The sequence below is a fragment of the Mycobacterium sp. SMC-15 genome (genome assembly GCF_045310925.1).
Classification (GTDB): domain Bacteria; phylum Actinomycetota; class Actinomycetes; order Mycobacteriales; family Mycobacteriaceae; genus Mycobacterium.
Map to the genome: position 1 here is coordinate 216,243 of NZ_JBJIAJ010000002.1, position 16,794 is coordinate 233,036.

General features: G+C 71.6%; 4 protein-coding genes. 3 read left to right on the forward strand and 1 reads right to left on the reverse strand.

The window, feature by feature from the left end; translation table 11 throughout:
• The first annotated feature begins 461 nt into the window (after positions 1 to 461).
• Positions 462 to 12,455 carry a beta strand repeat-containing protein gene (locus tag ACJH71_RS03890; protein ID WP_406756731.1) on the forward strand — a complete coding sequence of 3,998 codons (11,994 nt, stop codon included), beginning with the start codon at positions 462 to 464 and terminating at the stop codon, positions 12,453 to 12,455.
• A 370-nt stretch (positions 12,456 to 12,825) separates the two neighbouring features.
• Positions 12,826 to 13,404 carry a hypothetical protein gene (locus ACJH71_RS03895; protein ID WP_406756732.1) on the forward strand — a complete coding sequence of 193 codons (579 nt, stop codon included), beginning with the start codon at positions 12,826 to 12,828 and terminating at the stop codon, positions 13,402 to 13,404.
• Here the strand turns inward: ACJH71_RS03895 and ACJH71_RS03900 are convergent.
• A complete protein-coding gene (locus tag ACJH71_RS03900) occupies positions 13,401 to 13,811 on the reverse strand; it encodes a GtrA family protein (protein WP_406756733.1) in 411 nt (136 codons plus the stop codon). The two genes, ACJH71_RS03895 and ACJH71_RS03900, sit on opposite strands and share 4 nt — an antisense overlap.
• A gap of 409 nt (positions 13,812 to 14,220) precedes the next feature.
• Between ACJH71_RS03900 and ACJH71_RS03905 the strand changes: the two genes are divergently transcribed.
• Positions 14,221 to 16,782, forward strand: a complete 2,562-nt coding sequence (locus ACJH71_RS03905) for a hypothetical protein (protein WP_406756734.1) — start codon at positions 14,221 to 14,223, stop codon at positions 16,780 to 16,782.
• The last annotated feature ends 12 nt before the right edge of the window (positions 16,783 to 16,794 follow it).

The window sequence follows — 16,794 nt, forward strand, 5'->3', positions numbered from 1 at the left end:
GGGGAGGGGCGCGCTACTGGTCGCCCGCTCCAAGCATCGCGGCCCGGTCTTTCGACCGGGCCGCGATGGCGTTGCGGCCCGCGGCCGAGGGCGCCGGGTGGCAGATCCCCTACGCCAGCCCGTCCGCCCTGGCAAACGAAGCGTAGGCATTTTTACCTAATCTGAGAAGAAAATAAGTGATGTACAAGAGCTGTGAATCTACGCGGTGTCGTTAACAACATTCTTCTCAGTTTCCGATTGCCCCTGGTCAAAGCGCTGAAAACAAGCGTTGTCGGCACCGCCCAGGTTCCTCAAGGAAATAGGGGTTGACTAAGAGTTAGCCCCTGCTAACCTAGCCCCCCATTAGATTTGCCGCCGTCGTCAATATCTGCAGCTAAGGGGCACGTGCCATGTCTCGCTACCGTCAGAGTGGTTTCAAAGGTCGCCGTCGCAGCAGCCGGGCGTTGGGCTCCGGAACCGCGGTGAGCGCGTTTCTCGCGTTTGGGTTGGGGCCGCTAGCCGCGGCTCCCACCGCGCAGGCGGACATCGAAGACGTGTGGGTGGACCTGTTCGGTCAGGACCTGGGTACGGCCGTCGCGGACCTCAGCGCCAACTGGGGTGATCAGGCCGCCTGGGGCGTCGTATTGGACTCCGCCAGCTGGGACGGGGTCTTCGATTCCTGGAGCGATACCGCCACCTGGGATGCAGTGCTGGCCGACCTGAACCTCAGCGATATCGGAGCGGCCGACTTCAGCTGGCCGGGTTCTGCGGACGCATCCTTCAACTGGGGCGAGATCAACTGGTTCATGCCGTTCGGCAACGGCGCCGATGGAACGGCCGCCAACCCCGACGGCGGCGCCGGCGGTTGGATCTACGGCAGCGGCGGTGCGGGATGGGACGCCGATGGGACGGGCGGCGTCTACGACGGCGGTGCGGGCGGTCAGGGTGGCCTGTTCGGTGGCAACGGTGGCCACGGCGGTGACGGCTATGACACCGGTGCCGGTGGCGACGGTGGGGCCGCCGGTCTGTTCGCGTGGCTGAGCCACGGCGGAGACGGTGGTGACGGTGGAAGCGCGGTCACCGCCGGTGGCGACGGTGGTGCCGGTGGTGTCGGCGGCGACGCCGCGCTGTGGGCGTTGTGGAGCACGGCAGGTGCCGGCGGTACCGGCGGTGACGGGGCGGTCGGCGCGGCGGGACTGGCTGGTGTGTTGGCCGGCGCCGATGGTGGCGCGGGTCAAAACGGTGGCGCCGGCGGCAATGGTGGTGCCGGCGGCCGCGGCTCGAACTGGTTCGGTGACGGCGGTAAGGGCGGTTCGGGCGGCACCGGTGCCGCCGGCGGGATCGGTGGCCACGGCGCCGACGGCGAGGACGGCACCGTCAGCCACGTTGACGCGATCAGCGGCGGCAACGGTGGGGTCGGCGGTAACGGTGGTGCCGCCGGTAAGGCCGGCTCGGGTGGTGCCGGTGGCTGGTTCGCCGACTCAGGTGCTGCGGGCATCGGGGGCGAAGAGGGCGTCGGGGCGATCGGTGGCAACGGCGGTGTCGGTGGCGACGGCGCTGACGGTGCCGACGGTGCCGACGGCAACGCCTCGCACGTGGACGGGTTCGCCGGCCAAACCGGTGGCGCCGGTGGCAACGCGGGCCAGGGCGGCGTCGGTGGCCAAGGTGCCGGTGGGCAGGCCGCCAGCGGTTCCGGCGGTACGGCCGGTAGCGGCGGCAAGGGCGGCAACGGTGGAGCGGGTTACGCCGGAGCCGACGGCAGCGCGTCATCGCATGACGGGGAGGCCGGCGGTAACGGTGGCGCGGGTGGCAACGGTGGCCAGGGCGGCCTCGAGACCGATGGCGCCACGCGCGCCGCTGAAGGCGGCGGCGGCAACGGTGGTGCCGGCGCCCAAGGTGGTCGCGGCTATGACGCGCTCGCCGACGGTGCGGCGGCGGGCACCTCGGGTGGACACGGCGGTGCGGGCGGCAATGGTGGTGTCGGCGGAACCGGCGCCACCACCGGTACGCATGGCGCCGGCGGCGTCGGCGGAGACGGTGGTTCCGGTACCGACGGTGGTGACGGTGCGGCGGGTGTCACGGGCACGGCATCGACCATGAACGGCAGCGCGGGCGGCAACGGCGGCAATGGTGGTAACGCCGGTGTCGGTGGCGCGGGCGGCGATTCCGGCGGTGGCAACCACGCCGCGTCGGGCACCCACGGCTCGGCCGGCAAGGGCGGCGGCGGCGGTGTCGGTGGCGACGGCTACAACGCGGTCTCGGACCCCGGCGCGCTCGCGGGCACGGCCGGTGGCAACGGCGGTGCCGGCGGTAACGCGGGCCTCGGCGGTCTGGAAGCCGACGGATCACGCGCGACCTCCGGCGTCGCCGCGATCGGTGGCAACGGAGGCGACGGCAAGGACGGCGCCGACGGGGTCGATGGAAACGCCAACCACATCGACGGCACGGCCGGTCAAGCCGGTGGCCGTGGTGGCAACGGCGGGCAGGGCGGTCTGGAGGCCGACGGCACCACCCGGGCTGCAGATGGTGTCGGCGGCGACGGTGGCGCCGGCGGCAAGGGCGGCGCCGGGTGGGACGCGGTAGCCGCAGGGGCGGCCCCGGGCAGCGACGGCGGTGCCGGCGGCGCCGGTGGTAACGGCGGCGCCGGAGGAGCAGGCTCGGCCACCGGGCTGCACGGTATCGGTGGTGTCGGCGGCAACGGTGGTTCGGGCACCGCAGGCGCCAACGGGGCGATCGGTACGGCCGGTAGCGCGCTTGACCCCGACGGCGGTGCCGGTGGCAACGGTGGCAACGGTGGTAACGCGGGTGCTGGTGGCGCCGGTGGTGACTCCGGTGGTGGCAACCACGCCGCGTCGGGCACCAACGGCACCGCGGGTAAGGGCGGCAACGGCGGTATCGGCGGCGCCGGGTATGACGCGGCCTCCGATGGTGCTGCTGCCGCGGGTACCTCCGGCGGCAATGGCGGTGCCGGCGGCAACGCCGGGCAGGGTGGCCAGCTGGTCGGTGGTGGTCGGGCCGCGGATGGCACCGCCGGTGTCGGCGGTAACGGCGGCTCGGGTAAGGCGGGCGCCGCCGGTACTGCGGGTGACGCGGTCAACGTCGACGGCACGGCCGGCACCTCCGGCGGTAACGGTGGAAACGGCGGCCAGGGTGGCCTGCAGGCCGATGGGACTAACCATGCGGCGTCGGGCAAGGGCGGCAACGGTGGTGCCGGTGGTGCCGGTGGCGCGGGGTATGACGCGGTCAGTGCTGGTGCGGCGGCAGGCACGTCCGGCGGTGATGGCGGGGTAGGCGGCAACGGTGGTGCTGCCGGTACGGGTTCGACGGCCGGCACCCACGGCGCCGGCGGCATCGGCGGTAAGGGCGGTAGCGGAACCGCCGGCGCCAATGGCGCTATCGGGACGGCCGGTAGCGCGGGCGACCCCGACGGTGGTGTCGGTGGCAACGGCGGCGACGGTGGTAATGCCGGTGCTGGTGGCGCCGGTGGTGTCTCCGGTGGCGGCACCCAGGCCGCGTCGGGCGCCAACGGTGTGGCCGGCAAGGGCGGCAACGGTGGTGTCGGTGGCGCCGGGTATGACGCGGCGTCCGATGGTGCTGCGGCGGCTGGTACCTCCGGTGGCGATGGCGGCGTAGGCGGCAACGCCGGGCAGGGCGGCCAGCAGGTCGGTGGCGGTCGGGCCGCGGACGGCACCGCCGGTGTCGGCGGTAACGGTGGCTCCGGTAAAGCGGGCACCGCCGGGACCGCGGGCACCGCAGGCAGCGTCGACGGCACGGCCGGAACCTCCGGCGGTAACGGTGGCAACGGCGGCCAGGGCGGCCTGCAGACCGATGGCAGTCACGCCGCGGCGGGCAAGGGCGGCAATGGCGGTGCCGGCGGTGCCGGTGGCGCCGGGTATGACGCGGTCAGTGCTGGTGCGGCGGCGGGCACGTCCGGCGGCAGTGGCGGGGTAGGTGGCAACGGTGGTGTGGCCGGGACGGGTTCGACGGCCGGCACCCACGGCGCCGGCGGCATTGGTGGCAAGGGCGGTTCGGGAACCGATGGCGCCAACGGCGCGATCGGTACGGCGGGTAGCGCGCTTAACCCCGACGGTGGTGTCGGCGGCAATGGCGGCAATGGCGGTAACGCCGGTGCTGGTGGCGCCGGCGGTGTCTCCGGTGGCGGCACCCAGGCCGCGTCGGGCGCCAACGGTGTGGCCGGTAAGGGCGGCAACGGTGGCGCCGGTGGCGCCGGGTATGACGCGGCCAGCGACGCCGGTGCCGCCGCGGGTACCTCCGCGGGCAATGGCGGCGTCGGCGGCAATGCCGGGCAGGGTGGCCAGCAGGTCGGTGGTGGCCGTGCAGCCGATGGTGCGGCCGGTGTCGGCGGCAACGGCGGCTCCGGTAAGGACGGCGTTGCGGGCAGCGCGGGCACGGCCTCGAACGTGAACGGCACGGCCGGCACCTCCGGCGGTAACGGTGGAAACGGCGGCCAGGGTGGCCTGCAGACCGATGGCAGCAATGCGGCATCGGGCAAGGGCGGCAACGGTGGTGCCGGCGGTGCCGGTGGCGCGGGGTATGACGCGGTCAGTGCTGGTGCGGCGGCGGGCACGTCCGGCGGCAGCGGCGGCGTAGGTGGCAACGGTGGTGTTGCCGGTACGGGTTCGACGGCCGGCACGCACGGCGCCGGCGGTATTGGTGGCAAGGGTGGTTCGGGAACCGATGGCGCCAGCGGTGCGATCGGTACGGCAGGGGATGCCGTCAACACCACCGGCGGTACCGGTGGCAACGGTGGCGACGGTGGTAACGCCGGTGCCGGTGGCGCCGGTGGTGTCTCCGGTGGCGGCACCCAGGCCGCGTCGGGCACCCACGGCTCGGCCGGTAAGGGCGGCGACGGCGGAGCCGGTGGCGCCGGATACGACGCCGCTTCTGACGGTGCGGCGGCGGCGGGCACGTCCGGCGGCGACGGCGGTCTCGGTGGTAACGCCGGTAAGGGTGGCCAGGTAGTCGGTGGCGGGCATGCCGCCGATGGCGCGGCCGGTGTCGGCGGCAACGGTGGGTCCGGTAAGGACGGTGCTGCGGGCACCGCGGGTGACGCGGTCAATGTCGACGGCACGGCCGGCACTTCCGGCGGTAACGGCGGTAACGGCGGCCAGGGTGGCCTGCAGACCGATGGCAGCCATGCGGCGTCGGGCAAGGGCGGCAATGGTGGTGCCGGTGGTGCCGGTGGCGCGGGGTATGACGCGGTCGCTGATGGTGCTGCGGCGGGCACGTCCGGTGGCAGTGGCGGGGTAGGTGGCAACGGTGGTGTTGCCGGTACCGGTTCCACGGCCGGTCTGGACGGTGTCGGTGGTGTCGGTGGCAAGGGCGGTTCGGGAACCGATGGCGCCCATGGCGCGGTCGGCACTGCCGGGGATGCCGTCAACACCACCGGCGGTACTGGCGGAAATGGTGGCGACGGCGGTAACGCCGGTGCTGGTGGCGCCGGTGGTGTCTCCGGTGGCGGCACCCAGGCCGCGTCGGGCGCCGACGGTGTGGCCGGTAAGGGCGGCGACGGTGGCGCCGGCGGCGCCGGGTATGACGCCGCCACGGACGGCGGTGCGGCGGCGGGCACGTCCGGTGGCGACGGTGGTCTCGGTGGTAACGCCGGTAAGGGCGGCCAGGTAGTCGGTGGCGGGCATGCCGCGGACGGTGCGGCCGGTGTCGGCGGCAACGGTGGGGCCGGCAAGGACGGTGCTTCGGGCACCGCGGGTGACGCGGTCAACGTCGACGGCACGGCCGGCGGTAACGGTGGCGCCGGCGGCAACGGCGGCCAGGGCGGCCTACAAACCGATGGCGTCACCCGGGCCGCGGAGGGTGATGGCGGCGCCGGTGGCGCCGGTGGCGTCGGCGGTCAGGGCTTCAACGGTCTGACAGGAGTCGACGGGGATCCCGACGGCGGCCACGGCGGCGCTGGTGGCGCCGGTGGAACCGGCGGTGGGGGCGGAACCGGCAACGTCGGTGGCACCGGAGGCCAAGGCGGTGCCGGTGGTTCTGGCGGTAACGGCGGCGAAGGCTTCAGCGCCACCGGCGGAGACAACTCCGGCGGCAATGGCGGCAACGCCGGAGCGGGCGGAGCCGGCGGCGAGGGCGGCACGGGGGGTAACGGCAGCCTCGTCAACGGCAATGGTGGCGTCGGAGGTGACGGCGGCAATGCAGGAACGGCCGGCACCGGCGGTGATGGTGCCGGCGGCGGTGGCGGCGACGCGGCCGGCGGTGGCGGTAACGGTGGTAACGGCGCCGCCGGTGGCGCGGTCGGTGCCGGCGGTGCCGCCGGTACTGGCGTGGGAACGGCAGGCGTCGACGGTGCGGCCGGCACGACGTCGGGCGTGACCAGCGACGGGGGCAACGGCGGCAAGGGCGGCGACGGCGATGGTGTCGGCACCGATGGGCTGCTCGGCCAAGCCGGTGGTATCGGCGGCACCGGCGGTGCCGGTGGTGCGGCTGTCGATGGCGGCGCAGCCGGGAAGGGCGGCGACGGCGGTGCTGGCGGTACCGGTGCCGGCATTGGTACTGGCGCGATCGGCGGAACCGGTGGTGTCGGCGGTAGCGGCGCCCTCAGCGCCGGCGCGGACGCCGGCTTCGGCGGTGCCGGCGGTGGTGGTGGCGGCGGTGCCTATGTGGGTGGCACCAACGGCGGCACTGCCACCGGTACTGCGACCGGTGGTAAGGGCGGCGACGGGGGCGCAGGCACCACGGTCGCGGCCGGCGGCCACGGCGGAACCGGCGGAGGAGCGACTATCCACGCCGATGGCCCGGGCAGCACCATCACCGACGGCACTGTCGACGGCGGCAACGGCGGCAATGGTGGTCAGGGCGGTGTTGTCGGCGAGGACGGTGCCAGCAACTCGCTGGTCGCTGCCGACGGCGGCTCGATCGAAAACACCACGGTGTCTAGCGGGCTCGACAGCGATAACGCCCTTGGTGGCGGCGCCTCGCTACTGGTCACCAACGGTGGCAGTGTCGTTGGCAGCACAGTGGCCGGCGGCAATGCCGGGGACGGATTCGACGGCGGCGCGGCGGCCATTGTCGCTGATGGCGCGGACAGCAAGGTCACCAACGCCACGGTCACCGGTGGTAACGGCGGTTCGGGCGGTGCCGGCGGCAGCGCCAGCGTGACTGCGACCGACGGCGCTGTCATCGACACGGTCTCGGCCATCGGCGGCAACGCCAGCGAGAGTGCGGCCGGTGGTGCGGCGAGCATCACCGCTGACGGGACGGGCAGCACCGTTGTAGACAGCTCGGCGACCGGCGGCAACGCCGGGGCCGGAGATGCCAACGGCGGGGCCGGCGGTGCCGGCGGTGGCGCAACGGTGGAGGCCAACTCGGGTGGCACCGTTGATAACGCCATCGTCACCGGTGGTGTCGGTGGTGCCGGCAGCGCCGGCGGCACGGGTGGTGCCGGTGGTGTCGGGTATGCGAGCGCAGCGCAGGGCGGCCTCGTCCACGACGCGACGGTCACTGGTGCCAGTGGCGGTACCGGTAGCGATGGCGGCGTTGGCGGTGCCGGCGGTGCCGGGGCGGTTTATGCCGGCCAGGAAGGCTTCGGGACCGGCGGGGACGCGTCCGGCACGGCGACCGGTGGGGTCGGTGGCAGTGCTACGGGTGTCGGCAGTGTCGGCGGCGCCGGGGGCCTCGGTGGTATCCAGGCGGCCTGGAGTGACGGACAACCCGGTGGTTTGGGCGGCAACGGCGGCACCGCGTCCGGCAATGCGACGGGCGGTGCCGGTGGCAATGCGACCGGTGGCGGTACCGGTGGCATCGCCCGCAACGGTGCGATCATGGCGGGCGGTGCCGGCGCGGTAGCCTCTGGCATCGCGGTCGGCGGCTCGGGCGGTGATGGCCTCGACGGTGGTACTGGTGGCAACGGTATCGGCGGTCAGGTGTCGGCACTGGCCGACGGAGCCACGGCTAACGGCGAAGCCCACGGAGGCAGCGGTGGCAGCGGCATCGGTGCAGGCGGCAAGGGCGGCGATGGTGGGCTGGGCTGGGTCCGGGCGGTGGGCGAAAACTCCACGGTCACCGATGCCCAGTCGAGCGGCGGCGATGGCGGTACGGGTAGTGATGGGCTGACCGGCGGCAATGGTGGCCAGGCCTACGTGCAGGCCACTTCGGACAACAGCACCAGCACCGACAGCTCGGCGGCCGGTGGGGGCGGTGGCGACAGTGCTGATGGTGTCAACGGCGGCAACGGCGGCCGCGCGACGAACTTCGCCGGGGCCGAAGGCGCCAACCCGGGCACTGGTAATGACCACATCACCGACAGCCACGTCACCGGTGGCAACGGTGCTGCCGGGAGCGCTGGCGGAGCCGCCGGCATAACCGCCAGCAACGGCAGCACGATCGAATCGAGCTCGGCGGCTGGTGGCAATGCGTCTACCACGGCGGGCGGCGGAGCCGCGTCGATCACAGCCGACGATGGCAGCACCACCACCAACAGTCACGTCACGGGCGGTGACGGCGGCAGCGGCGGCAGCGGCTTTGCCCGCGGCGGTTTCACCACCTTCGCTGTCGACGGCACGGACGGCGTAGGTGGTGCGGCCACTATCGCCGCCACCAACGGCGGTGTGATCACCGACGCCTACGCCTACGGCGGTGCCGGCGGCATCGGCACTAACGGCGGCGTCGGTGGAGCCGGCGGCCAGGCCGCGGTACTGGCCGATGGCACGGGCAGCACCGCAACCGGCAGCGCCTACGGCGGCGCGGGCGGTGCTGGAACGGGCGGTACCGGTGGCGTGGGCGGACGAGGCGCCGTCGAGGCAACGGGCACGAACAGCTCGGCCAGCGGTACCGGCACCGGCGGTGACGGCGGCGACGGTATCGACGGCGGCCAGGGTGGCGCCGGGGCCGAGGGTTCGACCAATTCCACCGCGTATGGCAGCGCCACGGGCGACAGCTACGGCGGCAACGGCGGAACGGCGACCGGCGAGAACAGTGTCGGCGGTGACGGCAGCGGCGGCTGGGTTCAGGCCGGCTACGGCGGTCCGGTAGGTGGCACGGCAACTGGTGAGGCCTACGGCGGCGACGGTGGAGCTGCCACCGGTGGTGGCACGGGCGGCAATGGCGGCATGGCAGTCGTACTGAGCAACGGCGTCGGTGCGGAAGCACACGGCAGTGCGTTCGGAGCCACCGGCGGCAGCGGTCTCGACGGCGGGATCGGCGGCGACTCTCGAACTGCCGGCACCGGTCAGGTGGCCGCGACCGCCGACGGGTCCTACGCGTCGGGCACAGGCAAGGGCGGTGACGCCGGCGACGGTATCGGCGTCGGCAACACCGGCGGTGGCGGCAGCACCGGTTGGCTGCAGGCCTCGGGTGTGGACAGCCACGTCACCGGAACCGCCACCGGTGGCAAGGGCGGTGACGGTCACGATGGCCTCGTCGGCGCCGGTGGCGGCCGGGGTTCCCTGCAAGCAATTGGTGAGGGCGCACAGATCCTCGACAGTCACGCCATCGGTGGTGACGGTGGTGCCGGCTATGTGACCTCGGCGGCGTCGGGCGGTACCAGCAACTTCCTGGTCTATGACAATGCGACCGTCAGCAACGTCACGGCGACGGGCGGCAACGGCACGGACGGCTTCGCCGGCGGTTTGGTGAAGGTCGAGGTCCATGGCGCCGGAAGCTCCATCGCGGACACCACTCTTGCGGGAGGTGACGCCGGGCTTGGCGGTGCCGGTGGCAGCGCCACAGTGACGGCTACCGGCGGCGGCAGCGTCGTGGACAGCAGTCTCGTGGGCGGTGCTGCCGGTGGCGGGATCGGGGGCGGCGCTGGCGGTAGTGCCAGCGTCACTGCCAGCCAGGGCGGCGCGGTTAGCAACGGTCATGCGATCGGTGGCGATGGTGGTGCCGGTGATGCCAATGGCGGTATCGGTGGTGCCGGTGGTGCCGCGAGCGTCGGGGCTTACGGCAGCCAGACCACCGCTGAGGGCACGGCCCACGCCGGTGATGGCGGTAATGGTGAGGCCGGCGGCAAGGGTGGCGCCGGCGGCGCGGCCTCCGTTGATGCCGGGATCACCGATGGAGGTCTGATCGTCGGTGATAACGAACACACCTCCGGTAATGCCACCGGCGGTGCCGGAGGTAACGCGGACGGCACGGGCAGCACCGGCGGTACGGGTGGTCTCGCGATCGTTCGGGCTCCCGATGGCACGGTGGGTATTGCTGGTGATCCGGATCAGGTGCAGGCCATCGGCGGTGCTGGTGGTGCGGGTACGACGGCTGGTCACGGCGGTAATGGCGGTGCCGGTTACGCCTTTGTCGGCAATGGCGGCACGGTCGGCAATGCGGGCGTTGCCACGGTGGCCCAGGGCGGCGCCGGCGGTGCTGGTGTTGACGGCGGGACCGGTGGTAACGGCAGCTACGCGCAGGTGACGGCTGGTCAGGACGGAACTGCGTTCGGTTCGTCTACTGCCGGTGCCGGCGGCATGGGAACGGGCGCGGGCAGCGTGGGCGGTAACGGTGGCAGCGCCAACATCGAGGGGGCTTACGCCAGTGGCGGCCTAGGCGGTGCGGGCGGGACCGCGCAGGGTGTGGCGACCGGTGGTGTCGGTGGTGACGCGGTCGGTGCCGGCAAGGGCGGCGCTGGCAATACCGGCAGCATCGTCGCAGGCGGCGTTGGTGCGCAGGCCAGTGGTAGCGCTCAGGGCGGCAATGGCGGTGACGGTATCGATGGCGGCACCGGCGGCCGGGGCTTTACTGGCCAGGTCGGGGCGCTCAATGAAGGCACCACGGCTAACGGCACGGTGACCGCTGGTGATGGGGGTGACGGCACCGGTGTCGGGGCCGTGGGCGGTCAGGGTGGTTACACCTATGTCCAGGCTCTCGGGAAGGACTCGTCTGTTACCGGCGTCACCGCCACCGGTGGCGACGGCGGTGCAGGTGTCGTCGGGTCTAACGGCCGGGTGGCCTCTGACACGGTGATCATCGCCAGGGGCGAGGGCGACTCCATCACCAACAGTCAGGTCACCGGAGGTGACAGTGCCGGTACTCAGCAGGGGCCGGGGGCGCGGATCACCACCGACGGTGGGTCCGTTGCCGGCAGCTCGGTGGCGGCGGGGCAGAGCACCGACACCGCCCTCGGCGGGGCGGGCAGCCTCACTGTCACCGGTGGCGGCAGCGTCACCGACACTCACCTCACCGGTGGTGACGCCGGTGCGGGCACCGGCAAGGGCGGTGCGGCCAACCTCACCGTCACGGGTGGCACGGTCTCTGGCACCACGATCGACGGCGGTGACGGTGTCGGTAACGGTGTGGGCGGCGCCGCTGCTGTGACCGTCGCAGCGGGGAGCGGTGTCGCGGACACTGCTGTCACCGGCGGTGACGGCGGTGCGGGCGGCGCCGCCGGCGGTGCGGCCACCGTCACGGTCACCGGAATGGGCAGCAGCGTGGCCAACAGCGAGGCCCTTGGCGGCAACGGCGCAGACGGCGACTCCAACGGCGGAATCGGTGGTGCCGGTGGTGCCGGCGGCCTCATCGCCACCGACGGCGCGCACGTCACCGGCACCGAGGTCACCGGTGGTGCCGGCGGCAACGGCACGGACGGCGGCAGGGGTGGCCTCGGCGGTGAGGCTGTCGCCAACGCCAATGGCGCTGGCAGCACCATCACCGGTACGGCAAACGGTGGGACCGGCGGCCTTGGTGACGGCACCGGCAGCCAGGGCGGAACCGGAGGCGCGGGCTACCTGGTCGTCGACAACGCCGGCGGCACCGTCGGCGGCGGCAACGACGCGACCGCGATCGGCGGCAACGGTGGCGCCGGATACGACGGCGGCAAGGGCGGCAACGGTGCCTTCGGTGAAGTCGAAGCCACCGGAGCGGGAGGCCTGTCGTACGGCACGGGCACCGGTGGAATCGGCGGTGCGGCTTACGGCGCCGGCAGCGCCGGGGGCAACGGCGGAACCGGTGTCATTAACAGTGCCAGCGGCCATGCCGGTGGCAACGGTGGGACCGCGCACGGCACGGCCACCGGCGGTGACGGCGGTAACGCCAGCACCGGTGCGCTCGGTGGTGGCACCGGCGGCAACGGCGGCAAGGCCAGCATCATCGCCGATGGTGCCGGCGCTGAGGCGAGCGGCTCGGCGACCGGTGCTACCGGCGGCGAGGGCATCAACGGGGGCACGGGCGGCGGTGCCGCCAGTGCGTCGACGCAGATCACCGCGCTGGGCGAGGGTGCGCAAGCCACCGACAACACCGTGGCCGGCGGAACCGGCGGCGCCGGTATCGACGGCGGCCAAGGCGGCAAAGCCGGATACGTCCACGTCGGTGCGACCGGTCCGGGCGGGCCGAATAACCCCGCCAGTGCCGGTTCGTACACCAACGGTGAGCTCCAGGCCGGCAGCGGCGGCATGGGCACCGGCGCCGGTAACACGGGCGGTAATGGTCAGTCGAACGAGAAGATCAACGGCGCTGGTCAGAGCAGCGACGGGGTGCAGTGGACCGGCAACAACGGTGCGAACAAACCGTGAGCCCCACACGCCTAGTCCCCGCGGCCCGGTCTTTCGACCGGGCCGCGGCGGCGTTCGGAGAATTTCAGCCGGCCGAGTTCCTTAATTATTGCTGAGATTTACTAGCTGCCAGACAGTGGGTGCGGCCCCCTTCGGTAGCGCCTGCGCGAGGGGCGCCGCTTGCCGATAGGCGAGAGCTGAGCAGCTGAAAGCCGGTAATTAGCGTATCAAAGTCGGATTAGCCCAAGTTCTGTCGGCGGCCCGGCCGGCACAGGCTCCGTTGATCGCACTGAAGGTCATGATTAAAACCCGTCTTGACTATGAGAAGAATGCCATTAGCGTACGCACTAAGTTAGTGATCGTTAGTCGACGTCCAGTGGGGGAGATCGCCATGTCCGCTCGGCCGGGCCGTTCCAAGGGGCTTGATGCCCGGCGGATCATCGGCGCTGGTGGTGCCGTGGGCGCGTTCCCGGAATGCGGAATGGCATCGCCAGCCGTCGGGCCGCCCGCACGAGCAGATGTGATCGATGATTCCGTTGTCGACCGTGACGAGTTCGACGTTATCGGCAGCGGCACATTCGACACCCTGGGCGGTTCCACTGCGGCGCGCTTCAGCGATGCCTGGGGGATGCTGCAGTCCGCCGTGGCTGGGCCGGACTGCTTTGCTGCCATCCACCCCGACCTGCCGCTGATCTGCCAGGCGTTGCTGGACCCGATCAATGACTTCTCGGCACAACTGCCTGGGCGGGACCTGATCGGCAGTGGCCGAGTCGTCGGCAGTGCGGGCCAGGGGGGCGGCAGCGGCGGACTGATCGGCCTGGCCGGTTCGTCTGCCAGAGAGACCTCGGGGGAGTCGGAGGGAACGGCGGTGCCGGTGGTGAGGGGTCCATCGGCACCGCCGGAGCCGACAGCGGTCCGCGCGCCGGAGGCAACGGCCACGACGGTGTTAACGGCTGCGCGTCTGGATTAACGCGCCCGGAAGATCAGCGTCCGCTGCACCACGAAATTGATGACGGTCGCGGTGCCCTGGGCCGCCACGAACGCCACCGGCAATGCCCACCGCTGGTAATCCAATAGTTGTAGACACAGGTGGTTGATCCCCACCTGGACGGCGAACGTCAGTGCATAAAGTGCCATTACCGCGATGAACCGCCCGGCATGGGCCGAGGATTGGAACGTCCATCGCCGGTTGATCAGATAGGCGGTGGTGGTGCCGGCGACGAAGCTGATCGCCTTGGCTATGTCGACCGGGACACCCGCCCCCAGGTACAGCAGCAGGTATAGCCCGAAATCCACTACCGCCGACAGGGCTCCAGTAACCAGAAAGCGCCACACCTGCGTCGACAGCTGAAGGGGGCGGGGTGTTATCTCGGCCACTCGGGAATCCTAATCAGCAACTACACCCGCCAGCGGTCGGCAGCCGCACCCGCGAAGGTGGCTAATAGCGTCTCGCAGGACGCGCGACAGGCCGTGCGACCGCTCTAGTGAACCGAGGTACACCGGTCCGACCTGCGGAAACGTGATAGAAAACCTACACGTTTCACAGTTTCTCGCTCAGCGTGAACATATCGAGGCTTCTTGTGATCCGTTCCATATTTAGACACGTGTCCAACTAAACCCGCGACAACTTCGGGAAACTAACTGTTCACGGGCATTTCAACAAGTTGCCAGGTTCTAGATGTCAGCTCGGTTGCCTGTGTTGCGGCCCCTCTGTTACCTTAACGGCGGCTTAGCAATTTACGACCCTGTCAGCCGCCAATAGCTAATCCTCACCTGAAGGGAAAACATGTCGAACCGATCTGCCGCCAAGAGCAGGACTCGTCGTCTCAGTCGCGCTGTGGGCGCCACCAGTGCCGCAGGCGCTTTCCTGGCGTTCGGCTTGACGCCGATCACGGCGGCGCCGGCCAGTGCTGACTTCGAGGACTTCTTCGGGGACCTGTTCAGCTGGATTGAGCCTTCGGCCGCGGACACTTCCGGTTTTGACTGGTTGGGCTTCAGCGCGTTCGACGGTGACCTGGCCGGCTCGGCAGCTGCCAGCCCGCTCGATGGTCTCAACACGCTGGTGGCCAACACCCTCAACACGCTGATCTACCAGCCGATCTACGGCATCAACCAGTTCCTGATCAACGACCTGGGTCTGCGTATCGACGGTGTCTTCGACAACGGCGACAACGCCTTCGTCAGCATCAACGCCGACGGTGACCTGGTCTACAACGCCGCCTCCGCGGGTGGCTTCCTGTTCGGTGACGGCGGCAGCGGTGCGTTCCTCAACGCCGACGGTGAAGTGCTCGGCGCCAATGGCGAGGTGCTGCTGGACGGCGACGACAACGTCGTCACGCTGGCGAGCATCGAGAACGGCACCTACTCGTTCGCCTCGAACGACTTTGACCTCAACGGCGGCAACGCCGGTCTGATCGGCAACGGTGGTGACGGCGGCAGCTTCTTCGGCCTCGGTGGCGACGGCGGTGCCGGTGGTTTCCTGATGGGCAATGGTGGCACTGGTGGTACCGGTGGCATCGGTGACATCGGTGCGGTCGGCTTCGCCGGTGGCGTCGGTGGCGACGGTGGCTTCCTGATCGGCAACGGTGGCGCCGGTGGTGTCGGTGGAACCGGTGGAACCGGCGCCGCTGGTGGCATCGGTCAGATCGGTGGCGCGGCCGGTAACGGTGGCGCGGGCGGCAACGGTGGTGTGGCCGGCCTGTTCGGTAACTCCGGTGCCGGTGGCACCGGTGGTGTCGGTGGTGTCGGCGGCGCCGGTGGCGCGGGCGCTGCGGGTGCGGACACCGAGGACGGCAACGGTGGCAACGCTGCGGCCGGTGGTGTCGGCGGTAACGGTGGTGTCGGCGGTAACGGTGGCGCCGGTGGCTTCTTCGGTGTTCACACCCCGGGTGCTGCGGGCAACGGTGGCGACGCCGGTGTCGGTGGCGCCGGTGGTAACGGTGGCGCTGGTGTGACCGGCGCGGATGGCAGCTTCGCTGACAACGGCTCCGGCGACGGTGCTGCGGGCGGCAACGGCGGCAACGGTGCCCTCGGTGGCGCAGGTGGCGTCGGTGGCGCAGCCGGCCAGGGCTCCGTCGCGGGTGTGGCTGGCGCGAACGCCGACGGTGGCGTCGGCGGTAACGGCGGCGTCGGCGGCGACGGCGGTACCGGTGCCAACGGCCTCGAGGCAAACGGCCCGGGCGTTGACGGTATGGCGGGCGGCAACGGCGGCAACGCCGGTAACGGCGGCGCTGCTGCTGCCGGTGGTGCAGCCGGTGGCGAGGGCGCCAACAACGGTGCGGCCGGTGTCGACGCCGACGGCGGCAACGGTGGTAACGGTGGTAACGCATCTGCCGGCACCAACGGTGTGGAAGGCGTCAACGGCTCGACCGCGGCGGGCGGCGGCGTCCTTGACCCGGCGATCCCGGGCACCAGCGGTGGCAACGGCGCGGCCGGTGGCCAGGGTGGTGCCGGTGGCGCCGGTGGCGGCCAGACCGGTAACGGCGGTAACGGCGGTAACGGCGGCGTCGGGTCCGACGGCGGTAAGGGCGGCAACGGCAGCGTCGGCATCCACGAGGACACCGACTCCGTGCACGGCCTCTACAACGCCCCCGGTAACGGTGGTGCCGGTGGTGCCGGTGGTAACGCCGGTGCGGCGGGTGCGGGTGCGGCCAACGGCAACGACGGCATCATTGGTAACGGTGGTAACGGTGGTAACGGTGGCGTCGGCGGTAACGTCGCCGACATCACTGAGTACTCGTCCGTCGAGGGCCCGGTCGGTTCGGGTGTCCCGGGTCCGCAGGGTGCGGCCGGCACTGGCGGTGAAGGTGGCGCCGGCGGTTCGGGTGCGACGGCCGGTAACGGCGGTAACGGCGGTAACGGCGGTAGCGACCTGTACGCGGGTGGCACCAACGGCGGTGCCGGTGGTGCCGGCGGCGCCGGTGGCCAGGGCCTGGCCAACTCCGATGGCACCGGTGGTGTCGGTGGCGACGGTGGCGCCGGTGGTAACGGTGGCGCCGGCAGCAACATCCGCTACGGCGACCCGGACTGGAACACCACCTCGGGTGACTCCTCCTCCGGTCCGATCGACGGTATCCAGGGTGGCGCCGGCGGCGACGGTGGTGCCGGTGGTGCCGGTGAGGTCACCGGTGGTAACGGCGGCAACGGCGGTAACGGCGGCGACGTCCTCACCCCGGCGTTTGGTGACGACAACGGTGGCGCGGGTAACACCCCGGGTGCCGACAGCGAGGGTGGCGCCGCTGGTGCCGGTGGCGCCGCTGGTGCCGGTCCGGACGCCGAGAGCGACGGCACGGCCGGCCAGCCCGGTCAGCCTGGCGTCGTGCAGCCTCCCGTGGTTCCGGAGGGCTAATCTCGACAACGC

Coding starts and splice junctions, on each gene's coding strand:
- ACJH71_RS03905 (WP_406756734.1), top strand. CDS start 14,221: ATGTCGAACCGATCTGCCGCCAAGAGCAGGACTCGTCGTCTCAGTCGC.
- ACJH71_RS03895 (WP_406756732.1), top strand. CDS start 12,826: ATGTCCGCTCGGCCGGGCCGTTCCAAGGGGCTTGATGCCCGGCGGATC.